Raw genomic sequence first — 23190 nt, 5'->3', positions numbered from 1 at the left:
GATGTGGGGAGAGCGCGGCCCAAACCCAAGTCCATGACGTCCGCCACCGGCGGCCGCGGCGCAAGAGATTGCTGCTACGCAGCATGGGAATTCGGACTTTTTGCGATTGACAGCAGCCTTCACACGCTTTTTACTGCGGGAAGAGGGGTTCCGCCGCATGAACTTGTGGCGGGCGAGAGGGAGGAAGGCGTCTCACGGGGAAACGGCCCAGCAGGGCCGTGCGAGAAGCCTCACATCGCCGCAGCGAACCGGGCAGTCATGCCGAAAAGATCTGGCTTGGAATTTGGATCGATCCATATTCTGTAGTTCGGAATTTAGATCGATTCAAATTCGTAAGAGACTGATTTCAAAAGGCAGTGATCGTCCCGCTCGCGTCCGGCTGCATGGGAGCGACCCCTCGAAGTCCGGTTTTTCCGCCCGCGTGGGTGGGCCGGGTCCGCCCCGCAAGGGGTGTCATGGGGAGATCACAACCAATGTCGAGCAGTAGCAATTCGAGCAGGAGATCGTTGGGCGGTCCGCTGCGTCTGAGCGTGCTGGCCCTGGCTCTGGGCAGCTGTTTCGTCGGTACCGCCGCCTTGGCGCAGTCCAATGCCTCCGGTGCCATCTTCGGCCGCACCGAAGCCGCACCGGGTACCACGGTGCATGTCGAGAATCCTTCCACCGGCATCAGCCGCGACGTCGCGGTGGATGCGGACGGCCGCTATCGCGCCGGTTCGCTGCCGGTGGGCGTGTACAAAGTGACCGTGCAGCGCAACGGCCAGACCGTGGACAGCCGCGACGCCGTCCAGGTCAACGTCGGCACCAGTACCGAAGTGACCTTCGGCGCGGCCGCCACCGCCGGCAGCGGCGCCAGGAATCTTGAAGGCGTGAGCGTGGTGGCCAGCGCCGTGCCGGCCATCGACGTGTCCTCGGTGGACACGCGCACCGTGCTCAATGCCGAACAGCTGCGCCGCCTGCCGATGCCGCAGACGGTGAACGCCGCGGTGCTGCTGGCGCCGGGTGCGGTGAATGCCGACTCGCGCTACGGCAATGCCGTTTCGCTGGGCGGTTCGTCCGCGGCGGAGAACCAGTACTACGTCAACGGCTTCCCGGTGACCAATCCGCTCACCGGCCTGGGCGCCACCAGCCTGCCGTTCAACTCGATCGAACAGGAACAGGTGTTCACCGGCGGCTACGGCGCCGAGTACGGCCGCTCGACCGGCGGCGTGGTCAACATCGTGACCAAGCGCGGCACCAACGAATGGAAGGGCGGCATGCAGGTGCTGTACACGCCCGCCGGCCTGCGCGAGACCGAGCAGCCCACCTACCGCCCCGGCGACGGCGCGCAGATCACCGGCCGCGACAAGCACTCGGCCAAGCTGTGGGAAACCACCTATGCCGCCTACCTGGGCGGTGCGCTGATCCAGGACAAGCTGTTCTTCTTCGGCGCCGCCGAGCGCATCAAGTCGGAGAACGACACCTACTCGCTCAGCAAGAACACCACCCGCTCGTACAACACCAACAAGACCAACCGCTGGCTGGCCAAGGTCGACTGGAACATCACCGACAACCACATCATCGAGTTGACCGGCCTGAGCGACACCGCGTCCACCTACGCCGACCAGTTCGTCTACGACGGCGTCAACGACATCCAGTACAACCACAAGGGCTGGCGCAGCCAGAAGAACCAGGGCACGGCCGGCTCCTCGCCGGGCGGCCAGGTCTACGTGGGCCGCTACACCGGCTACATCACCGACAACCTCACGGTGGATGCGCTGTACGGCAAGGAGCGCACCGACCACGTCGACCTCACCTCCGGTTCCAGCTGCACGTACTTCCAGGACAACCGCGACAGCGTGCCGCCGTCGCAGCGCCTGCAGGGCTGCAACATCTCCAGCGGCATCGCCGCGCCGGGCGCGTACGACGAAACCAACGGCTGGCATCTGAACCTGGAATACCGCCTGGGCAGCCACGACCTGCGCGCCGGTGTCGACCACTACAACGTCACCTCGCTCAACGGTTCGGACACCTCCGGCGGCGTGGGCTGGTTCTATTACGACAACCCGGCCAGCGGCGTGATCGAATCGCGCGGCAACCTGGCGGTGCCGCCGGGCCACACCGGCATCGTCGAGCGCTATGTGTTCCGCGCCATCGGCCAGGCCAAGGTGCGCCAGCAGGCGCAGTACCTCGAAGACCACTGGCAGGTGACCGACCGTTGGCTGGCCTATGTGGGCCTGCGCAACGAGCAGTTCGAGAACCTCAACGCCGACAACGACGTGTTCGCCAAGCAGCGCCACCAGCTGGCGCCGCGCCTGGGCCTGTCGTGGGACGTGATGGGCGATTCCAGCCTGAAGATCTACGCCAACGCCGGCCGCTACCACCTGGCGATCCCGAACAACGTCGCTGTGCGCGGCGCGTCCGGCTCGCTGTACGAAACCCAGTGGGGCACCTACGACGGCGCGGTCAACACCAACGGCACGCCGCCGAACTGGCATCCGATCGAAAACGTGGTCTACGCCAACGGTGCCGACGGTACCCCGCCCGACCCGCGCTCGATCTCGGCGCAGAACCTCAAGGCCTACTACCAGGACGAGTACATCCTGGGCTTCGACCAGCAGTTCGCCGACCATTGGACCTTCGGCGCCAAGGTGCGCTACCGCAAGCTGCGCAGCATCATCGACGACTGGTGCGACGACCGCCCGTTCATCAAGTGGGCCGCCGACCACGGCGTGAACTACGCCGATCCGTCGCCGGCCTGCTACATCATCAACCCGGGCGCGTCCAACCGCTTCCTGATCGACCTCGACGGCGACGGCAAGCTGGAAGACATCAAGCTCAGCAAGAACGACATCGGCCTGCCGGAAGCCAAGCGCAAGTACTACGCGCTCGACGCCTACCTGGAGCATCGCTTCGACGGCAAGTGGTACGGCCGCCTCGACTACACCTTCTCGCGCAGCTACGGCAACTCCGAAGGCCTGCTCAAGTCCGACATCGGCCAGCTCGATCCGTCCGTGACGCAGGACTGGGACCACAAGGAGCTGATGATCGGCTCGAACGGCCCCGAGGCCAACGACCGCACGCACCAGGTCCGTGCCTACGGCTACTACCAGATCAACCCCGAGTGGCTGGTCAGCGCCAACGTGCTGATCCAGTCGGGCCGTCCGAAGAACTGCATCGGCGTGTACCCGGGCGACATCCCGGCCGACATGAACTACGGCGCCTCGTACTTCTACTGCAAGGGCCAGCCGACGCCGCGCGGCAGCCAGGGCCGCCTGCCGTGGACGTACCGCCTGGATCTGGGCGTGCAGTACGCGCCGTCGTTCGCCAGGAACAACCTGACCTTCAGCGCCACCGTGGTCAACGTGTTCGACAAGCAGACGGTGCAGAGCATCAACGAGTCGGGCGAAACCGGCAGCGGCGCGCCCAACCTCAGCTACACCCAGCCCCTGTCGTACCAGACGCCGCGCTACATCCAGTTCGGCGCCCGCTACGACTTCAGCCTGTAAACGCGCAACCGCGAGCGCCACGGCGGCGGAAGATCGCCGTGGCGGCTCTCCCCTTTGACCACCGCTGGCCGGTGGTCTTTTTTTTGGCTCCAGCGCCGCGTCGTAGGTTGGGGTGAGCCACAGGCGAACCCCAACAATGCGGAATGGCTGAAGGCCGCGACGTCGGGGTTCGCCCGCGGCTCACCCCAACCTACCCTTTGCGCTTCGCCCGTGGATGCGCCGCGTCGTACACCTTGGCCAGGTGCTGGAAATCCAGGTGGGTGTAGATCTGCGTGGTGGCGATGTCGGCGTGGCCGAGCAGTTCCTGCACGGCGCGCAGGTCGCCGGAGGATTCCAGCATGTGGCTGGCGAAGGTATGGCGCAGCAGATGCGGGTGCACGCGCTTGGCGAAACCTTGCGCAAGCGCCAGCTGCTTCAGGCGCGCCTGCACCGTGCGCGGACTGATCGGCGCACCGCCGCGGCCGCGGAACACCGGGGATTCCGGCGTCTTCTGCCCGGTCTCGCCCAATGCACGCAAGGCCGTCACCGCATGCCGACCCACCGGCACGATGCGCGTCTTGCTGCCCTTGCCGAGCACGCGCACCTCGCCGGCTTCCAGGTCCAGGTCCAGCCAGCGCAGCCCGACCAGTTCGGAAAGGCGCAGGCCCGAGGAATAGAACAGTTCCAGCATCGCGCGATCGCGCACGCCCAGCGCGCCGTCGCCGCCCGATTCCACCAGCGTGGTGGCTTCGTCCACGTCCAGCACCTGCGGCAGCTTGCGGTGCACCTTCGGGCCGCGCACGCCGGCCACCGGATCGTTGTCGAGCAGGCCCTCGCGCCGCAGCTGGCGGAACAGGCTGCGGCAGGACGACAACAGGCGCTGCAGGCTCTTCGGCGCAAGGCCGGCGCGATGCTCGGCGGCGACGAAGCCGCGCATGCGGTGCGCATCCAGGCGCGAGAACGCATCGATCTGCTGGGCTTCCATCCAGCGCAGCAGCTTGTCGAGATCCCGCCGGTAGCCATCCACCGTATGCGGCGAGGCCTTGCGCTCGCCGGCGAGGCGGGCGAGCCAGGCCTCGACCTGGCCGCGCGGGTCCATGCTCAGGCGCCGTCCCGCGAGCGTTGCAGGGCGGCGGTCACGGTGGCGGCGATCATCTTCAGGAACACCGTGCCCATGCCGGGTTGGAAGCGGTCCTGATCGCGGCTGCCGATCGCCAGCATGCCCAGGCCGTCCAGCGGCATCAGCGCGGACGAGTGGATCTGCGGCGCTTCGTCGCCGAACAGGCGGTACAGGCGTTCGGCGGAAAGGCGGCCGGCGACCGGTTCGTGATGGGCGAAGAACTCGGCGAATTCCGGCAGCGCCTTCGGGCCGCCGGGCGCGCGCACCAGCCAGTCCGCCGGCGGCAGCTCCAGGTCGTACACCAGCAGGCGCACCTGGTCGGTCTGGAAATCCTCGGCCAGCCGCGCGATCACGCTGCGCGCGGCCACGGCCGGCGTGCCGGCGCGCAGCACGGCGACGTTGAGCTCGTGGATGCGCTGCATCAGCCGCTCGTTCTCGGCCGCGATGCGGGTCAGCTCCGCCAGCCGGCGTTCCAGCTCGGCATTCTTCTCGCGCAGGTTCTGCGTCTGGTAGGCCGCCAGCGAGGCGACCTGGCCCTGCTCGCGCGGCAGTTCCAGCTGCCCGGCCAGTTCGGGGAATTCATTGAGGAAGCCCGGATGGCGGCGCAGATAGGCCGCCACCTCGTTGGCCGTGAGGGTGTCGTCCAGAGCGGTGTCGGTCATGCGCGGGTACCTCGTCAACCGGTGCGGCCGGTTCGCTGCCCGGTCCGGAGTGTGTGCTGCCCCGGGCGGCGCTTCAATGCGCCCCGCCCAGCCATTCGCCTTCGAACGCGAAGGCGGCCGGCCCGGTCATCCACAAGGTGTGGCCGGGCCCTTGCCAATCGATCTGCAGGCGGCCGCCGGGCAGGTCCACCTGCACGCTGTCGTCCACTTCGCCGCGCTGGCGCAGCACCGCCATCGCGGCGCAGGCGCCGGTGCCGCAGGCGCGCGTCCAGCCGCTGCCGCGCTCGTGCACGCGCAGGCGCAGATGGGCGCGGTCCACGATGCGCACGAAGCCGGCGTTGACGCCTTGCTTGAAACGCGGATGCGCGGTGAGCGCTGGACCCAGGCGGTACAGCTCGGGCGCGCCCAGGTCGTCCACCGCCACCACCGCGTGCGGATTGCCCATCGACACGGCGCCGATCTCCAGCGTGTGGCCGTCGGTGTCCAGCGTGTAGCGTTCGGACGGTGCGGCGGCATCGAAGGGAATCTGCGCCGGTGCGAAGGCCGGCTCGCCCATGTCCACCGTGACGCGGTCCGCCGCCAGCAGGCGCACCGCGACCGGACCGGACGGGCTTTCCAGCCGCACCGTCTCGCCCAGCGGCAACTCGCCCGCGCGGTGCAGCCAGGCGGCCACGCAGCGCACGCCGTTGCCGCACTGGCCCGAGGGCGTGCCGTCGGCGTTCCAGATGCCGTAATAGAAGCGGCAGGACGGATCGCGCGGCGCCTCGATGCTGATCAGCTGGTCGAAGCCCACGCCGCCATGGCGGTCGGCCATGGCGCGGATTTCCTCGGCGTCCAGCGCAAAGCCGGCCGCGCGGGCATCGACCATGGCGAAGTCGTTGCCGATGCCGTGCATCTTGGAAAAACGCAGCGTCATCGCTTGCCTCAGTGCGAAGCCGGCTGCGCCGCGCTGGCGGCCGGGGCCGGCGGCATGGTGGTGGGCGTCTGCGTGGGCTGCGGCGGCACGGTATTGGCCGGTGCGGGCGCCGGCTTCGGCGGCGGCATGTACAGCGGGCCCTTGTTGCCGCAGCCCGAAAGCGCGGCGGCGGCGACGCAGAGCAGCGGAAGCAGCAGGATGGATCGGCGCATGGGGGTGGGTTCCTACGGAGTCCGCGGCAGTATAGCGAGGCGCAGCCGCCGGGCTGCATGAACCGTCCGCGTCCGCATTCCATGACGCACCGCGCACGCCGCCGCACGGAGCGGCCGGCGCGACTCGCTATCATGCGCGCACCGGCCGCACCGCGGCACCGAGAGATCCGAACGACGATGGACTGGAACACGCAGGACTGGACCACGCTGCTGCGCCTGCCCAGCACGATCCTGCTGGCGCTTGCCGCGATCGCCCTGCTGTTCGCCCTGGCCCAGCTGATCGCCTTGCGCGCACGCCTGCAGGCGCGCCAGCGCGCCGCCGCCGCGCTGCGCAGCCTGCTGCTGCTGGCGGGTTTCGCGCTCACCCTGCTGCTGGCCGGCATGGGCTGGAGCCTGCGCGGCTATCGCCTGCTGTCCGAGGAAGCGCCGGTGGTGGATATCGACGCGCGCATCCTGTCGCCGCAGCGCTGGGCGCTCACCCTGCGCTGGCCCGACGGCAGCACGCGCCAGGTGCAGCTGGCTGGCGATGCGTGGCGCGTGGAAGCGGTGGTGCTGAAGTGGAAGACGCCGGCCCTGCTGGCCGGCCTGCCGCCGCTGTACCGGCTGGACCGCCTCAGCGGCCGCTACGACGACGCGCAGCAGGAAGCGCAGGCGCCGCGCACGGTGATCGGCTTCGACCAGGCCGGCGCCTTCGACCTGCCGCACTGGCTGCCGGGCGTGGACACCGTGTTCGGCAGCGGCGCCTTCCTGCCGCTGGTCGACGAAGGACATTACAGCGTGAGCCTGATGCGCACCGGCGCGCTGGTGGCGCGGCCGGACGAGGCGACGGAGCGCCGGCTCGGCCAGCCGTTCGGCGGCTGAGCCGCCGCCGCAGCTTCAGCCGAGCGCTTTCTCGTAGCGCCACGCATCGGCGCCGTCTTCGTAATAACTCGCGTAATGGCCGATGCGTGCGTAGCCCAGCCGCTCGTACAGGCGGATCGCCGCGTGGTTGTCCGTGCGTACTTCCAGCCGCAGCGCATGCCGGCGCTTGCGCCGGGCCGCCAGCTCGGCCGCCTCGATCAGCGCCGAGCCCACGCCCTTGCCGCGCGCCTCGGCCCGGGTAGCGATGGAATACAGCCGCGCCACCTTGCTGCCCTTGCGGAAGAACACCACCGCGGTGCCGAGGAAACGCCGGTGATTGGCGCTGGCCACCAGCACCTGCGCGCTTTCGCTGTCCAGGTGGCGGCGGTACTGGGCACGGCTCAGGCGGTCGCCGGCGAAGCTCTGCTCCTCCAGCGCGACCAGGTCGTCCAGGTCGGAAAGCTCGGCACGTCGCACACGCACGGCGGCGGTCGCGGGCATGGGGGTCATCGGCGGTGGATTCCGGTGCGGCGGTAACGCGGCGGCGAGGGGCGGAGGGACGAAACGAAGCGCGGCACTCTAGTCCCGTGGCGGTCGCCTCGCAATCGCCCGTGCGTCATGGCCGGCGCGGCGGCGTTTAGACGAGAGTCATCCCGCTCCCTTGTGCACGCTCCGGCCTGTGCGAAACTGCGCGCTCCGTGCCGCCCCGTTCCATCGACGAGACGACACCCTCGTCTGCCCAAGCCCAAGGTGCCATGGCCCGGCTCGTCATCGTCGTCGAGAAAGCCTCCGACTGGAGTTCCTACTATCCGTCCGTCGACGTGGTCACGGCGATGGACTACCTGCGCGAGCCGGTCTCCACCGACGACGAACGCACGCAGGTGATCAACCTCTGCCGCAGCTACAAGTACCTGGGCACCGGCTACTACGTGTCGCTGCTGGGCGAGGCGCGCGGCCACAAGGTGATGCCCTCGGTGCGCACGGTGAACGACCTGCGCCGCCGCTCGCTGTACGGCCTGGACATCGAAGACCTCAACCAGAAGCTCACCCACTTCCTGCCCGCCGGCGGGCGCGACACCACCGACTTCGGCATCCTGGTGTACTTCGGCGAGACCGCCTACACCGCGCTGCAGGACCTGGCGCGCCAGGTGTTCGAACTGTTCCCCTGCCCGCTGCTGCGCATCGAGTTCGAGCGCGACCGCGTGTGGCAGGTGAGCTCGATCAAGCCGGTGGGCCTGCACAGCCTGGACGATGCCCAGGAAGACGCCTTCGCCGAGGCGCTGGACCGCTTCTCCAAGAAGCTGTGGCGCAAGCCGCGCGCGCGCAAGCGCTACCGCTACGACATCGCCATGCTGGTGGACCCGAACGAGTCGATGCCGCCTTCGAACAAGAAGGCGCTGAAGTCCTTCATCCAGGCCGGCAAGGAACTGGGCATCGAGGTCGACCCGATCGGCAAGGACGACTACCAGCGCCTGGCCGAGTACGACGGCCTGTTCATCCGCGAGACCACCGCCAGCGACAACCACACCTACCGCTTCGCCCACCGCGCCGAGCGCGAGGGCATGGTGGTGATGGACGACCCCAGCTCCATTCTTCGCTGCACCAACAAGATCTACCTCAACGACCTGATGGTGTCGCGCAAGCTGGCGGTGCCCAAGACCGAGATCCTGTACCGCGAAGACGCCAAGGGCATGAAGGAGATCGCCGCGCGCCTGGGCTATCCGCTGGTGCTGAAGATCCCGGACGGTTCCTTCTCGCGCGGCGTGATGAAGGTGGAGGACGAGCGGGCGCTGGAGAAGGCCGCTGGCGAACTGTTCCAGCACAGCTCGCTGCTGCTGGCGCAGGAATTCCTCTACACCGAATTCGACTGGCGTATCGGCGTGCTCAACCGCGAGGCGCTGTACGCCTGCAAGTACTACATGTCGCGCGGCCACTGGCAGATCTACAACCACGGCGCCAAGGGCACGGACAAGTCCGGCGGCTTCGAGACCATCCCCGTGCGTGACGCGCCCAGCGACGTGGTCAAGCTCGCGCTGAAGGCAACCCAGGGCATCGGCGACGGCCTCTACGGCGTGGACCTCAAGCAGGTCGACGGCAAGCCGGTGGTGATCGAGGTGAACGACAACCCGTCAATCGATGCGGGCGTCGAAGATGCGTACCTGGGCGAGGACCTGTACCTGCGCATCATGCAGGAGTTCCTGCGGCGCATGGAGCGCAAGCGCTTAGGCATCGCCGACTGAGGTCGGGCCGCCCCGGTGTCCTTCCTGGATCACCGGGGCTCGAGGCGCCATTCCCTGCGCCGCGACGACAGGTGCACCGCCAACCCTGGCGACTGCCATCGCGTCCCTTCAGGCGCACATCCCGTGCGCCAAAGCTCCACTGCCAAGCGGAAGCCGTTTCGATCAGTGCCACACGGCCTGACGCGCCCGCGGCCGGCGACGCAGCGCCAGCGCGAGCAGGTCGCGCGGCAGGCGCGGTTCCAGCACCAGCAGCAGGGCCAGCGGCGCACCCAGCAGCCAGAACGCCGGCGTCCAGCCGAGCAGATCGGTGCGCGCCGGCACCAGGGTGGTCAGCAGCAGCACGGCGCCGGCCAGCAGCCACAGCAGGGCGCCGGCGGCGAGGCGGTGGTGGCGGGCGGCATCGGAGGTCTGCGTGCGCATGGCGGCGGTCCGTCGTGGTCGATGGAGTGAGTTTGCGCGTGGCCCATCTCATAGCCTGCGACCGTTGCAATTACCTCCCAAGGACGAATCCTTCTCCCCCTGGGAGCACGCGGGGAGGGCACAGGGATGTGCCCGGCTGTGAGGAGCGAGGAAGGTGGCGGCAGCCGGATGAGGGTCCGGCCGGAGCGAAGCACATCACTCTTGCGCTCCGCCCGTACCCTCACCCCAACCCCTCTCCCGGTGGGAGAGGGGCTTACAATGTCGGGCTGCCATCCCTTCCAAGGAGCATTCGATGAGCGCAGCGCAGTTCGCCGTCTTCGGCCACCCGATCGCCCACTCCCTGTCGCCGCAGATCCACCAGGCCTTCGCGCGGCAGTTCGGCATCGCGCTGGAGTACCGCACCATCGATGCCGCGCCGGCCGAATTCGCCGCCGCCGCGCGGCGCTTCTTCGCCGAGGGAGGCCGCGGCGCCAACGTCACCTTGCCGCACAAGGCCGCCGCGTTCGCGCTGGCCGACGAGCGCAGCGAAGCGGCCATGCGCGCCGGCACCGCCAACGTGCTCACCCCGTTGCCGGACGGCCGCAATGCCGCGCACAACACCGACGGCGCCGGCCTGGTGCGCGACCTCACCGAGCGCCACCGCATGGACCTGCGCGGCCACGACGCCCTGCTGCTGGGCGCCGGCGGCGCCGCGCGCGGCGTGGCCTGGTCGCTGCTGGATGCCGGCGTGCGCACGCTGACCATCGTCAACCGCACGCCGGAAACCGCCGACGCGCTGGCCGACGCCATCGGCGAGCCGGCGCGCGCGCATACCCGCTACTGGGAAGACCTGGACGACATCGGCAGCTTCGACCTGATCATCAACGCCACCTCGGCCGGCGTGCTGGGCAAGCCGCTGGACCTGCCGTTCGGCTTCGTCGGCAACCGCGCCACCTGCTACGACCTCTCCTACGGCAAGGCCGCCGCCAACTTCATCGCCTGGGCCCGTGCGGCCAACGCGCTGCATGCCTTCGACGGCCTCGGCATGCTGGTGGAAACCGCGGCCGACGCGTTCGAGCTGTGGCACGGCAAGCGCCCCGACACCGACCCGGTGCACGACGAACTGCGCCGCCAGTACGGCTGAGCCATGAGCCTGGCCTGCCGCCCCGGCTGCGGCGCCTGTTGCATCGCGCCGTCGATCAGCTCGCCGATCCCCGGCATGCCCCAGGGCAAGCCGGCCGGGGTGCGCTGCATCCAGCTCACCGGGGACAACCGCTGCGCCATCTTCGGTCGGCCCGAACGACCGGCGGTGTGCTCGCGGCTGCGGCCAGAAGCGGCGATGTGCGGCGGCGGCAGCGCGCATGCCTTGCGCTATCTGGCGGCGACGGAAGCGGCCACAGCGTAACGCCGATGGAACAGCTTCGATGGAAGCGCGCCGCTTGGACGTTCAAAAAATCATTTAGACGTCCAAATAGCGACTCCCGCAAGCTCCTGCGAAGCTTCGCGTGCTAGCGTTCTCCGACCAGGGGGAACCACATCATGCGGGGAGAGAGCATCATGTCGTCGAAGGTTTCCGTACGTCTCGGTCCGGCGATCGCCGTCGGACTGTTTGCCATGTTCGGGAGCATGGCCGCGGCGCACGCGGCGGCGGGAGACCCGCCAATCGGTGCGAAGGGCGTAGTGGTGGCCGATCCGGCCGTGCCCCGCCCGCCGGGCACGCGGTGCGTGGTGCAGTTGTTCAACGATGACGTCTTCAACGACTTCAGTGCGCGCCCCTACGACTACGCGCCGCCCGCCGGCTGCGCGGGCAAGTGGTCGAAGGTGGTGCTGGAAGCGGATTTCTCGGTCACCGCCGGACGCCAGTTCGACCGCACCGCCAATCTGTGGCTGGGCGGCGTGAACATCTACTTCGGCACCACCCAGGAACCCTCGGCCACGGTGTCGCCGAGCTGGCACGTGGAGCGCGACCTCACCGACTACGACGCCTTGCTGCGCAGCCCCGGCAAGGGCCAGGCGGTGATCGGCAACGTCGTCAACGACACTTACACCGGCGTGATCCACGGCAGCGCGCGCCTCCTGTTCTATCCCGCCTCGCTGATCGCGCCGGCCGCGCCGGTGCCGGATGCGGTGTATCCGCTCGGCGCCGACCCGATCGGCAATACCACCACGCTCAATACGCCGACCGACAAGCTGGCCAAGACGCTCACGCTGCCGCGCAACGTGGTGCGCGCCTACCTGGACGTGTTCGCGCAAAGCCAGAGCGGCGATGAGTTCTGGTACACCTGCGTGCCGGACCAGTACGCCGCGCAGACGCAGGAATGCGGCGGCGGCAATTTCCGCGAAGCCGAAATCAGCATCGACGGCCAGCCGGCCGGCGTGGCCCCGATCTATCCGTGGATCTACACCGGCGGCATCGATCCTTACATGTGGCGCCCGACGCCCGGCGTGCAGACGCTGAACTTCATGCCCTACCGCGTGGACCTCACGCCGTTCGCCGGCCAGCTCAGCGACGGCACGCCGCACGAAGTGGCGGTCAACGTGGCCGGTGCGCACGGTTACTTCTCCGCCACCGCGGCGCTGCTGGTGTATCGCGATCCGCATGCCAAGCAAGTGACCGGCCATGTCACGCGCAACACGCTGGTGGGCCAGGCGCCGACACCAGCCATCGGCGACACCCTGGTCACCGACGCCAGCGGCAACCTGACAGGCGACATCACCACCAAGCTCTCGCGCCAGTTCGTGATCGAGGGCTACACCACCACCTCCAGCGGTCGCGTGGTGAGCACGGTGGCGCAGACGGTGGGCTTCGACGACACGCAGAGCTTCGTCATCAACGCATCGACCTTCCACCAGATCTCCGCGCAGGTGACCAGCGTGGACAGCGTCAGCCGCAGCCGGATCGGGCCGCTGCTCACGGTGGAGTCGCGCCAGCAGGCTTCGTATCCGCTGCGCGTGGACTACAACCAGGTGCTGGCCACCGACGGCAGCCTCAGCGCGGCCAGCACCGTGCATCAAGGCCTGACCAGCCACGCCGAACGCCGCTGGCTGGGCTTCCCCACCTATGCGGCTGACTTGAGCAACACCATCGACACCGGCGACACGCTCAACTTCGACGCCAGCGGTGCGCTCACCAGCCATACCGGCCAGCACAGCACGCAGGGCTACAGCTTCCGCGACAGCTACGGCAGCTGCTATCGCGTGGACCTCGCCACCGACACCGGCGCGCTCGCCAGCTATGCCTCCGGCACCGGCTGCCCCGGCGGCCAGAACCGGGTGTGGTGGATCGCCCATCCGGACGGCTCGCCCGACAGCCGCAACCTGCAGGTGCTCTGGTAAGGAACCGGCGCGCGCCGCTCTCCGGCGGCGCGCGCCTCCTGATCTGCAGCTTGCTTTTTGCGGGCAACATCTCCGCAATATCGCCTCCCTAAGCTGGCGCGCCCCGCGTCTCCCCACGCCGAAGCCGCCATGTCAAAGCTCGACTCTTCCCGCCGCACCGCGGGTGCGACCCGCTACGCCCTGCTGATTCTCGTCGTGCTGCTGGCCGGCGCCGGCGGCGTGATCGCCTGGGTGCTGCACGCCAACCGCGACGTGCCGATCGTGGCCGATACCGCCGCCGCCGACACCGGCGAAATCCATCGCGAAGGCGCGCCCGGCGGCGTGGCCGACCTGCTCAAGCGCGCCCGCGCCTCGGTGGCGCAGCAACGCCTGCTGGCGCCGGCCGGCGACAACGCGGTGGAGTGGTATCTGCGCGTGTTGAAGCAGGAGCCGGCCAATCCGGTGGCGCAGGATGCGCTGCGCGAGCTGTTCCCGTTCGCCGCGAATGCGGCCGAGCAGACCATCGGCGAAGGCAATGCGGCCGAAGCGCAGCGCGAGATCGACCTGCTGACCCGCGCGGACCCGGCCAACTACACGCTCACCATCCTGCGCGCCAAGCTGCAGGCCCAGGCGCAGGTGGCGGAAGACCACCGGCGCAAGGAGGAACAGCTGGCGCAGGCCGCGGCGCAGAAGGCGCAGGCGCGTTCCGCCGCCGCGCCGGTAACCACCGCGCCGGCGCCGGTAGTGGCGAACAATGCACCGCCGCCGGTGGCGCATCCCACACCTGCCGCGCCGGCGGAAAACCCGGCACCGCATCCGGCCGCACCCGCGCCGGCTGCTGTTGCCGCCAGCACCTCGCCGGTGCTCAAGCGCCGCGTCGAACCGTATTACCCGGACGACGCGCGCCGCACGCGCCGGCAAGGCTGGGTCGACGTGCGCTTCACCGTGGAAGCCGACGGCTCGGTCAGCCATGCCGGCGTGATCGGCGCCGAGCCGCGCAACGTGTTCGACCGTTCCGCGCTCACCGCGGTGGAACGCTGGCAATTCACCCCGGGTACGCGCGACGGCAACGCGGTGCCGATGGAAGTGCGCCAGCGCATCGATTTCCATTTGTGAACTCCATCGGAGAGCGCTACGCGGCGCATAATCGCCGCCTGCTTCCAGGAGAACCACGCCATGCGCAAGGCCATGCCCGCCCTGTTCCTGCTCGCCGCCGCGATCGCCACCGGCGCCTGCCATGACACGACGCATGACGGCGCGAAGACGGAGGCGAAACCCGTCGCCGGCTTCGTCACCGACACGGCGGCGTTCGATACCTTCATCGCCACGCATCCCACGCCCGCGCAGTTCCATGCGCGCTACCCCGACGTGCAGCTGGTCACGCCGGACATGGTCACCACCATGGAAATGCGCAGCAACAACAGCCGCTACTTTCCCGAGCTGGACAAGGACGGCCGCATCACCGGCGGCGGCTTCCGCTGATCGTCACAAAGCGATTGCCAAGCACGTCACATCGCTGACATCTGCCGGGACTACCGTGGCGCGCCGTCCTGCCGTGTGAAATGCACGTGTAGGGCGCTCCATCCCATCGGCCAGCTGTCATGTCCCGTGCGTTCCCTGCCGCGTTTCCCCGACGCGGCCTGCTTGTGGTTTCCATCGCGCTGCTCGCGGCCGCGGCGATCGCCGCGTATGCGTTCCTGCGCCCGCCCGCCATGGATGGTGCGGGCGTTCAAGCCAAGGGACCGGCCGAAGCGGCCAGCAGCGGCGGCCAGGACAGCGGTGTAGGCATCATGCTCGGCCTGGCCAGGAGCGCGGTGGACGAGAAGCGGCTGATCGCGCCGGCCGGCGCCAATGCGTTCGAGTTCTATCTCAGCGCGCTGCAGCTTGAGCCGGACAACGCCACCGCAACCGCGGGCCTGCACGAGCTGTTCGAGCCGGCCGCGGACGACGTCGAGCGCGCCATCAACGACAACCATCTCGACGAGGCGCAGCGCGAGCTGAGCCTGCTGCGCGAATTCGACGGCACCAACTACAAACTGGCGCTGCTCGGCGGCAAGCTCGATGCGCAGCGGCAGATCCAGGTGCGCGAGGACGAAGCGCGCGCGGCGGTGATCCAGTCGCAGGCGACGTCGTCGTCTTCGGCACCGGCGCAGTAGCTATGCCGTAGGTTAGGGTGAGCCAGAGGCGAACCCCAACATCGCCAGCTTCAAGCGTGTCGCCACGTTGGGGTTCGCCTTCGGCTCACCCCAACCTACTTGAGCAGCGGACCGGCCTTGCGCAGCAGCAGCTCGACCAGTTCGGGCTGCATGAAGGCGTAGTCGTCGGGAATGCCCAGCACCACCACGCGCTTATCCTTGAGCTGCCGCGCATGGCGCGACTGCAGCCGGCGCCGGTGCGCGTTCTCCATCACCACGATGAGTTCGGCCCAGTCGATCTGTTCGGCCGATACCGGTGTTTCGGCGTCGGCGGCCAGCCCCGCGGAGTCGACTTCGATACCGGGCCAGCCGCGGAACACCTGTTCCGCGGTGGGACTGCGCAGCCGGTTGCGGCTGCACAGGAACAGGACGCGCAGCTTGCTCATCCGGCGGCGAGGTACTCGTCTTTCAGGCGCACGTAGTGGTCGGCGGAGTAATGCAGCTGCTCGACCTGCTTGTCGCTCAGCTGGCGCACGCACCTGGCGGGGTTGCCGACCCACAGTTCGCGTTCGCCCACCACCTTGCCGGGCGGGATGACGGCGCCGGCGGCGACGAAGCCGTACTTCTTCACGGTGGCGCCGTCGAGCACGGTGGCGTGCATGCCGATGAGGCAGTAGTCCTCGATGGTGCAGGCGTGGATGACGGCGGCGTGGCCGATGGTGACGCCTTCGCCGACCAGGGTGGGGAAGCCGCCGGGGGAGTAGGGGCCGTCGTGGGTGACGTGGATGATGCTGCCGTCCTGGATGTTGCTGCGGGGGCCGATGCGGATGTGGTGGACGTCGCCGCGGAGGACGGCGCCGGGCCAGATGGAGGTGTCGTCTGCCAGTTCGACTGCGCCGATGATGGTGGCGGCGGGGTCGACGTAGACGCGGGCGCCGAGGGTGGGGGCTATGCCCCGGTAGGTACGGAGGTTGCTCATTTGCGCATTGTCCTTGCGCGTTGGACTGAGCGCTAGCTTGTCATCCCGGCGTAGGCCGGACGAGCGCGTAGCGCGAAGAACGCCCGTAGGGCGGCCCCGAAGGGGTGAGCGAAGCGAATCATCCAGTAGCGACTAGGTGTGGTTGTCGCGACTTGGCCGCTTATGCAGCGGGCATTCCGGACGCCTGCCGGCGCCCGGGTCACTTTCTCTTTGCTGGCCCAAAGAGAAAGTAACCAAAGAGAGAATGGCCTGAGAGCCAAGGCTCGCGACGCGACTAGAAGGAGCAGTGGGCGGCTGCGGTAGTCTGATTAACCTGGGTCTACACGAAACGACAGTGCGTTTACGTAGCGGCTGCTTCAACGTGCCGTGGCCGAGAGGACTTTCAGTGACCGAGGACGGCTTCTGCTCTTCGTTCCTGTATGCGACACCACCCCACTTCTCCCTCTCCCCTCCGGGGAGAGGGCGGGGTGAGGGGCCGGGCTCGCCACGACGTGACTGACCGGAGGCCGCGCGTGAGCTTGGCCTTATGGATTTTCCAGCACCCGCATCGTCTCGCGATAACCCGCTTCGACCGCCCTCTCCCAATCGCCCCAATCGAGCACGCTCACATGCTCCAGTGGCGGCGTCACCAATACATCGGCCAACCCGCGGCGGTGTTCGCTGGCGCCCTCGCTGTTGACCATCGCCGCGCGCACCAGTGTGGAGACCAGGCCTGGGCGCTGGATTGCTTGGCGCTGCAGCATCAAGCGCCACCACGGTGGGGTGCTGTATTCCTCGGCGGTAGTGAGGAGGGAGATGTCGGCGCGGATGTCGATGGCGGTGATGTGGGCGATGCCGTCGGTGGACATGACGTCGGTGGGGAGGTTGTCGACCAGGGCGCCGTCGACGTAGACGCGGCCGCGGTGCAGTACGGGGGGCAGGACGCCGGGGATGGCGCTGGAGGCGCGTAGCCACATCCATAGCGGGCCGGCTCGCCGCACCACCATGCCGTCGCCGGACAGGCAGGTGGCTATGCAGAAGAACGGGAGCTTGAGGTCTTCGATGTCCAGGGCGCCGAAGGCGCGGCGCAGCATGCTGGCGGCGCGGCGGCCGCGGGTCAGGGCGACGACGGGCAGGGTCCAGTCCGAGAGCGGGCGGCCTTGCACGAAGGCGCGGCGGTAGACCTCGGTCATTTCCTCCAGGCCCCAGCCGGCGGCGACGCCGGCGCCGATGATGGCGCCGATGCTGGTGCCGCCGACGCAGTCGAATTCCTGGCCGGCTTCCTTCAGCGCGCGCAGCGCGCCCAGATGCGCGAGGCCGCGCGCGCCTCCGCCGGCCAGCACCAGGCCGCGCGCATTGCCGCTGACCAGGCGCGCCAGCCGTGCGATATCCACCTGGCCGCCGACGTGGTGGTGCTGCAGTTCGCCGCCGAACGGTGCGCGCCAGCGCTGCGCCGCGCCCAGGCTGGGCTGGCGGCCGGCCTGCAGCAGGATCAGATGGCGCGGGCGGTGCCCGAGGCGCGAGGGATCGAGGATCGCCGCTTCCGGCCACGGCCGCGCCGGCCGCGCGGCCTGGGCCGGCAGCAGCAGCACGTCGGCCTGGCGCAGGCAGCGCTGGCGCCACAGCGGATCGCCCTGGGTGTCCAGGTAAATGACGAAGCGGGCCTGCGCCTCGCGCGCGGCGAACCAGTCGCTGCCGCGGCCGGCGCCCTGCTCGCCGTCGATCACGATGCAGCTGCCATACGCCTCCAGGGCCATCGCCAGCTGCATGGCCAGGGTGCGCGCCGGCACCTCGGCATCCGGCGGCAGCAGGGCGAAGGTGCGCGCCACGCCGGGGCTTTCCTCCTTGCGCAGGCGCCGCTGCAGGCGCGCCACCGCCACGCGGGCGATGCCGAGCATGGCCTGCGGATGGCGTCCGGCCAGTGCTTCGAAAGCCGTGCGGTCCAGCCGCAGCAGTTCGCAGTCGCGCAGGGCGCGCACGGTGAGCTGGCGGGCATCGCCGCTGACCAGGCCGATCTCGCCCACGCTGTCGCCGGCCGAGACCAGATGCACCAGGCGTGCCGGCTCGTCCTCGTCGAACAGGCCCAGGCTGCCGCTGACCAGCAGGTACATGGCATCGGCCGCCTCGCCCGCCTTGAACAGCGGCCGGCCGCCGGGAAGGCTGAACCAGACCAGGCCGTCGGCGAGGTCGGCCAGGGCCTCGTCGCCGAGGTGGCCGAACACGTCGCTTTGACGCAACAGGTCGCTGAAATCCGTTTGACGCATAAAGGCCATGGTAGGGCGCGCTATATGACACCCCGGCGTAAGCGCGCCCCGTCCGGCCTTGATTTCGCCCAGGCCCGTCGCCACGCTGGCGCTCCCAAGGAGAGACGCATGGCTCACGAAAACACCGCCCGGGACACCCAGGCGCACGCCGCTCCGGCGCATGACAACCCGCTGCTGGACGGCGGCGAACTGCCGGCCTTCTCGCGCATCAGGCCGCAGCACGTCGGCCCCGCCATCGATGCACTGCTGGCCGACTACCGCGACGCCATCGACCAGCTCACCGCCGATGGCGGCCCGCGCGATTTCGCCGGCCTGATGCTGGCGCAGGAACGCCTGGAGCAGCGCGTGTCGCGCGCCTGGGCGCCGGTGGGGCATCTGCATTCGGTGGCCGACAGCGAAGCGCTGCGCGAGGCCTATGGTCCGGCCGAGGAAAAACTCACCGAGCACGGCATCGAGCTGGGCCAGAACCGCGCGCTGTACCAGGCCGTGCAGGCGCTGGCCGACGCGCCGGAGTTCGCCGCGCTGGCACAGCCGGAGCGCACCCTGGTCGAGCATGCGTTGCGCGATTTCCGCCTCTCCGGCGTGGCGCTGGAAGAACCGGAGCGCACGCGCTACCGCGAGATCGGCGTGGAGCTGAGCAAGCTGTCCACCGAGTTCTCCAACGCGGTGCTCGACGCCACCGACGCCTGGCACCAGCACATCACCGACGAGCGCGACCTCGCCGGCATCCCCGAATCCGGCCGCGCCGTGCTGCGCCAGTACGCGCGCGAGCAGAACCTGGACGGTTATCTGGTGACGCTCAAGCAGCCCAGCGTGCAGGCGGTGCTGACCTACGCCGACAACCGCGGCTTGCGCGAGCGCGTGTACTGGGCGTACCAGACGCGCGCTTCGGACCAGGGTCCGCACGCCGGCAAGTTCGACAACGGCCCGCGGATCGAGCGCATCGTGGCGCTGCGCCACGAGGCGGCGCAGCTGCTGGGCTTCGCCAATGCGGCGGAGGAATCGCTGGCCACGAAGATGGCGGCCTCGCCCACCGAGGTGATGGAGTTCCTGCACGACCTGGCCCAGCGCGCCCGTCCGGTGGCGCGCCAGGAGCTGGCGGAACTGCGCGAGTTCGCCGCGAAGGAACTGAAGCTGGACAACCTCGAATCCTGGGACGTCGCCTACGCATCGGAGAAGCTGCGCCAGCGCAGCTACGACCTCGACGAAGAGCAGCTCAAGCCCTACTTCCCGCTGCCGGCGGTGATCGACGGGCTGTTCGGCCTGGTGCAGCGCCTGTACGGCGTGACGCTGGCGCCGCGCGACGGCATCGACGTGTGGCATCCGGACGTGCGCTATTACGACGTGCGCGATGCCGGCGGCCGCGTGTTCGCCGGTGCGTATGTCGACCTCTACGCGCGTTCCGGCAAGCGCGGCGGCGCCTGGATGGACGTGTGCCGCTCGCGCTTCAGCGACGGCGCACAGGAGCAGCTGCCGGTGGCCTTCCTCACCTGCAACTTCGCGCCGCCGACCGAGGGCCGCCCGGCCCTGCTCACCCACGACGACGTGCTCACCCTGTTTCACGAATTCGGCCATGGCCTGCATCACCTGCTGACCGAGATCGCGCTGCCTTCGATCGGCGGCATCGACGGCGTGGAATGGGATGCGGTGGAACTGCCCAGCCAGTTCATGGAGAACTTCGGCTGGAACCGCCAGGCGCTGGACCTGTTCGCGCGCCACTGGCAGACCGGCGAGCCGCTGCCGGAAGAACTGTTCCAGCGCATGCTGGCCGCGCGGCATTTCCATGCCGGCCTGTTCCTGGTGCGCCAGCTGGAATTCGCCATGTTCGATTTCCGCCTGCACCTGGAATACGAACCGGCGCAGGGTGCGCGTCCGCTTGCCGTGCTGGAGGAAGTGCGGCGCGAGGTGGCGGTGCTGCACCCGCCGATCTGGCAGCGCTTCCCCAACAGCTTCACGCATATCTTCGCCGGCGGTTATGCCGCCGGTTACTACAGCTATCTGTGGGCGGAGCTGCTCAGCGCCGATGCGTTCGGCGCGTTCGAGGATGCCGCGCAGGCAGGCGGCAGCGTGATCGACCGCGACACCGGCGAGCGCTTCCGCCGCGAGGTGCTGGCCGTGGGCGCCAGCCGCCCGGCGCTGGACAGTTTCGTCGCCTTCCGCGGCCGCAAGCCCGAACCCGATGCGCTGCTGCGCAGCCACGGGCTGAGCTGAGCGCATGTGAACGTCCCGCGGTTCGCCGCGGGACGTTCGGCGCGGCATCAGCGATCCCTTACATCGAATGGCATGGGTCTGGCGGCGCACCGCCACGGGACGGCGGTGTGCGTGTGCGCCAGTCGATGTTTTTCACCGCGGCGCATTCATCCTCGCGGTCGCGCCTGCATGCAATGTGTGGGCCTTCCCCTACGGCCTTGGCGCTAAGCCTGCTAAGCGCTTGGATTTAGCTCTCTTTGCCGAATGGTTCCGCGTGCTGCGCGCGGCTACGAATAGCGGCCCTGATCGTCCTACGAATCGTCCTGCGATCAGCCATCGGCGCCTGCGTGCGCCTGTTACCGCCCATTCGGAGCCTTACTGTCATGGCCAAATCAGACAATGCATTCATCACGCTTCGCGTCGCCGCCGAGTTCCTCAAGGCGGAAAGCACAGACCAGCGTCCCGCCGTCGCCGCCTACGCCTATAGCGATGGCGGCCGCCTGCTCTCCTACGCGGCCTTGGGTGAGAAGGGCGAGACCAAGCTCGAACTGCCCGTAGCGCGCGAGGCCTCCGCCGTGCGCGTGGTGCTGGGACCCGCGCCCGAGGAGAAACAGCCGCCCGCGCTCGAAGAGCTGCTGCGCCGCGGCGCGATCGAGCGCCACATTACGCTGCGCCCCGGCGACACCGCGCCGGATCTGCGCATCCCGGTGTTCCCGGATGTCTGGCGCTACTGGCTGCTGGGGCTGTGCCTGGTCAAGGGCACGGTGCTCAAGCGCGTGGTGCGCGACGGCGTGTCGGTGGATTTCCCGGTATGCCACGCCACGGTGGAGATCTACGAGGTCGACCCGCTGTGGATCGTGCTGCCGAAGCTGCCGCCGTATGTGATCGATCATCTGCGCGAGATCCTCGCCGGCCGGCAGCCGCCGCGTCCGCTGCCGGGGCCCGGCCCGGTGGAGGAGATCAACGCGCACCAGGTGGACGAAGCCTCGCTGCAGGCGCTGCACGCCGCCGCCGGCAACCAGAAGCTGCGCTTCGCCGCGATGAGCGGCAGCGCGCAGATGTTCCAGCAATCGCTGGTGGAGCATGCGCAGCTGATCCGGCCGATCCTGTGCTGGCTGTATCCGCGCTTCGTCACCATGCAGCTGGTTGGCACCGCCGCCACCGACGAGTGCGGGCATTTCGCGCGCTTTATCTTCAAGGGTTTCCGCAATCCGGACCAGCCGGACCTGTACTTCAAGGTGAAGCAGCGGCTGTTCGGCTTCTTCGAGGTGACGCTGTACGCGCCGACGCCGGTCGCCTGCCATACCTGGTGGGACTACCAGTGCGGCACCGAAGTCACCTTGCACGTGACCAACCCGCTGGCCATGACCTGCCGCCCGTGCGCGCCGGTGATCGCCGGCAACAACTGGGTGCTGTTCACCGCCATCGGCAATCATTCGCTGGACGATATCCGCGGCAGTGCGCAGACCCTGGCCGGCAGCAGCAATGCCGGCAACCTCGGCCTCACCGGCGGCGGTGCGCCGTGGGGCGGCGTGCTGATGCCGCGGCTGGATTTCGACAACGCGCTGCGCGACAGCCTGGGCGTGAAGTTCTACCGCCTGTCGTGGAAGCGCGACGGCGAGCCGGACAGCCAGTACAAGCCGCTCAATGCCGCGATCAGCCGCCACTATGCGCAGATGATCGGCACCGACCTGGTGCTGACGGCGTACCCGCTCGGCCCGCAGGTGGCCGGCAGCGAAGGCAATCTGTTCGAGATCCCGCCCGCGGTGCCGCCGGCCGGCCAATGGAGCGTGGCCGACGCGGTGGAAGACACCGCCAACGGCAAGTTCGACACCACTACCGCGCTCGGCGGTGCGCCGATCCTGGACGGCCTGGTGCAGCTGCGGCTGGAACTGTTCGATGCGGCCGGCCTGCCGGTGAACATCGGCGCGCTGGGCATCGATTACTACGTGCCCACCTATGTCGATGGCAGCGGCAACATCCACACCATCAAGGCCAGCGACCCGCAGCTGGGCCTGGGCGCCGGCCTGGTGCAAGGCAGTACGATGGTGCTCACCCTGCACGTGAACAACGAGCCCTGCTCGGCGCATATCGGCGCGCCGATGGTCGGCGGCACCGGCGCGGACGATTGCTGCGGCGTGCTGGGCTACCACAGCGACGGCGACAACGTGACGATGCCGTGGCAGGCCAGCCATCCGCACGGCTTCGCCACCTACGGCTTCCTGGTCCGGCGCGGCGCGCGCGACGTGCTGTCCGACAGCGGTGCGGTGGGCGGCGGCAGCTTCAGCGAGACGCGCTCGGTCGGCTACCTGATGACGACCAATCCCGCGCCGGGCTGCACGGGCGGCTGCACGGTGGCGGGATTCACCGAGAACCTGTCGGTCTATGCGATGGCGACCAACGGGTGGGGCCGCCTGTCCAACTACGACGGCTGGGATGCGCGGGCCTTCGTGCTCAGCCACCTGTAAGCAGGAG

20 protein-coding genes are annotated in these 23190 nt (G+C 68.9%); 11 read left to right on the top strand and 9 right to left on the bottom strand.

Annotated features, from left to right (window positions below):
- The first annotated feature begins 506 nt into the window (after window positions 1-506).
- Entirely contained in the window at window positions 507-3485 is a 2979-nt protein-coding gene (locus FHW85_RS15140) for a TonB-dependent receptor (protein ID WP_168648814.1), read from the top strand.
- Window positions 3486-3675: 190 nt separating this feature from the next.
- Here FHW85_RS15140 and xerC read toward each other — a convergent pair whose 3' ends face one another.
- The 4 genes from xerC to FHW85_RS15120 all read right to left on the bottom strand — a co-directional run bounded on the left by xerC (window position 3676) and on the right by FHW85_RS15120 (window position 6374).
- On the bottom strand, window positions 3676-4563 hold the full coding sequence (gene xerC, locus FHW85_RS15135) for a tyrosine recombinase XerC (RefSeq protein WP_168648813.1): 888 nt from the start codon (window positions 4561-4563) through the stop codon (window positions 3676-3678).
- Window positions 4564-4565: 2 nt separating this feature from the next.
- Window positions 4566-5246 carry a DUF484 family protein gene (locus tag FHW85_RS15130; RefSeq protein WP_167252890.1) on the bottom strand — a complete coding sequence of 227 codons (681 nt, stop codon included), beginning with the start codon at window positions 5244-5246 and terminating at the stop codon, window positions 4566-4568.
- A gap of 73 nt (window positions 5247-5319) precedes the next feature.
- A complete protein-coding gene (gene dapF, locus FHW85_RS15125) occupies window positions 5320-6162 on the bottom strand; it encodes a diaminopimelate epimerase (RefSeq protein WP_168648812.1) in 843 nt (280 codons plus the stop codon).
- Between the two features lie 8 nt (window positions 6163-6170).
- Window positions 6171-6374: a lipoprotein gene (locus FHW85_RS15120; RefSeq protein WP_167252892.1), complete on the bottom strand. Its 204-nt coding sequence runs from the start codon at window positions 6372-6374 to the stop codon at window positions 6171-6173.
- Window positions 6375-6551: 177 nt separating this feature from the next.
- Between FHW85_RS15120 and FHW85_RS15115 the strand changes: the two genes are divergently transcribed.
- Window positions 6552-7235: a hypothetical protein gene (locus FHW85_RS15115; protein ID WP_167252893.1), complete on the top strand. Its 684-nt coding sequence runs from the start codon at window positions 6552-6554 to the stop codon at window positions 7233-7235.
- A gap of 15 nt (window positions 7236-7250) precedes the next feature.
- Here FHW85_RS15115 and FHW85_RS15110 read toward each other — a convergent pair whose 3' ends face one another.
- Window positions 7251-7724 carry a GNAT family N-acetyltransferase gene (locus tag FHW85_RS15110; protein ID WP_167252894.1) on the bottom strand — a complete coding sequence of 158 codons (474 nt, stop codon included), beginning with the start codon at window positions 7722-7724 and terminating at the stop codon, window positions 7251-7253.
- 245 nt (window positions 7725-7969) lie between these two features.
- Between FHW85_RS15110 and FHW85_RS15105 the strand changes: the two genes are divergently transcribed.
- A complete protein-coding gene (locus FHW85_RS15105; protein WP_167252895.1) occupies window positions 7970-9454 on the top strand; it encodes a RimK family protein in 1485 nt (494 codons plus the stop codon).
- A gap of 162 nt (window positions 9455-9616) precedes the next feature.
- Here FHW85_RS15105 and FHW85_RS15100 read toward each other — a convergent pair whose 3' ends face one another.
- Window positions 9617-9874 carry a hypothetical protein gene (locus tag FHW85_RS15100; RefSeq protein ID WP_168648811.1) on the bottom strand — a complete coding sequence of 86 codons (258 nt, stop codon included), beginning with the start codon at window positions 9872-9874 and terminating at the stop codon, window positions 9617-9619.
- Window positions 9875-10166: 292 nt separating this feature from the next.
- Between FHW85_RS15100 and aroE the strand changes: the two genes are divergently transcribed.
- From aroE to FHW85_RS15070, 6 genes are all read left to right on the top strand, one after another.
- Window positions 10167-10997, top strand: a complete 831-nt coding sequence (aroE, locus tag FHW85_RS15095) for a shikimate dehydrogenase (protein ID WP_168648810.1) — start codon at window positions 10167-10169, stop codon at window positions 10995-10997.
- 3 nt (window positions 10998-11000) lie between these two features.
- The gene (locus tag FHW85_RS15090) at window positions 11001-11258 is read left to right on the top strand and encodes a YkgJ family cysteine cluster protein (RefSeq protein WP_168648809.1); all 258 of its coding nucleotides are present in this window, start codon (window positions 11001-11003) and stop codon (window positions 11256-11258) included.
- Window positions 11259-11410: 152 nt separating this feature from the next.
- Window positions 11411-13189: a peptide-N4-asparagine amidase gene (locus tag FHW85_RS15085; protein WP_246866784.1), complete on the top strand. Its 1779-nt coding sequence runs from the start codon at window positions 11411-11413 to the stop codon at window positions 13187-13189.
- A 129-nt stretch (window positions 13190-13318) separates the two neighbouring features.
- A complete protein-coding gene (locus FHW85_RS15080; protein WP_168648808.1) occupies window positions 13319-14284 on the top strand; it encodes an energy transducer TonB in 966 nt (321 codons plus the stop codon).
- A 60-nt stretch (window positions 14285-14344) separates the two neighbouring features.
- A complete protein-coding gene (locus FHW85_RS15075) occupies window positions 14345-14650 on the top strand; it encodes a hypothetical protein (RefSeq protein ID WP_168648807.1) in 306 nt (101 codons plus the stop codon).
- A gap of 164 nt (window positions 14651-14814) precedes the next feature.
- Complete coding sequence (locus tag FHW85_RS15070; RefSeq protein WP_343203707.1) at window positions 14815-15324, top strand: hypothetical protein; 510 nt, start codon at window positions 14815-14817, stop codon at window positions 15322-15324.
- Window positions 15325-15419: 95 nt separating this feature from the next.
- Here FHW85_RS15070 and FHW85_RS15065 read toward each other — a convergent pair whose 3' ends face one another.
- From FHW85_RS15065 to FHW85_RS15055, 3 genes are all read right to left on the bottom strand, one after another.
- Window positions 15420-15749 (bottom strand): low molecular weight protein tyrosine phosphatase family protein, encoded by a 330-nt coding sequence (locus FHW85_RS15065; protein ID WP_168648806.1) that lies wholly within the window; start codon window positions 15747-15749, stop codon window positions 15420-15422.
- Entirely contained in the window at window positions 15746-16282 is a 537-nt protein-coding gene (locus FHW85_RS15060; protein WP_168648805.1) for a gamma carbonic anhydrase family protein, read from the bottom strand. The genes FHW85_RS15065 and FHW85_RS15060 overlap by 4 nt, the downstream gene beginning before the upstream one ends.
- Before the next feature lie 524 nt (window positions 16283-16806).
- Window positions 16807-18525: a patatin-like phospholipase family protein gene (locus tag FHW85_RS15055; protein ID WP_168648804.1), complete on the bottom strand. Its 1719-nt coding sequence runs from the start codon at window positions 18523-18525 to the stop codon at window positions 16807-16809.
- Window positions 18526-18633: 108 nt separating this feature from the next.
- Between FHW85_RS15055 and FHW85_RS15050 the strand changes: the two genes are divergently transcribed.
- A complete protein-coding gene (locus FHW85_RS15050; RefSeq protein ID WP_168648803.1) occupies window positions 18634-20736 on the top strand; it encodes a M3 family metallopeptidase in 2103 nt (700 codons plus the stop codon).
- Between the two features lie 362 nt (window positions 20737-21098).
- The gene (locus tag FHW85_RS15045) at window positions 21099-23183 is read left to right on the top strand and encodes a hypothetical protein (protein WP_168648802.1); all 2085 of its coding nucleotides are present in this window, start codon (window positions 21099-21101) and stop codon (window positions 23181-23183) included.
- The last annotated feature ends 7 nt before the right edge of the window (window positions 23184-23190 follow it).

Source organism: Dyella sp. SG609 (genome assembly GCF_012275375.1).
GTDB lineage: Bacteria > Pseudomonadota > Gammaproteobacteria > Xanthomonadales > Rhodanobacteraceae > Dyella_D > Dyella_D marensis.
The sequence above is the reverse complement of the archived record's forward strand: the minus strand, read 5'-3'. Positions and strand labels throughout refer to the sequence as shown.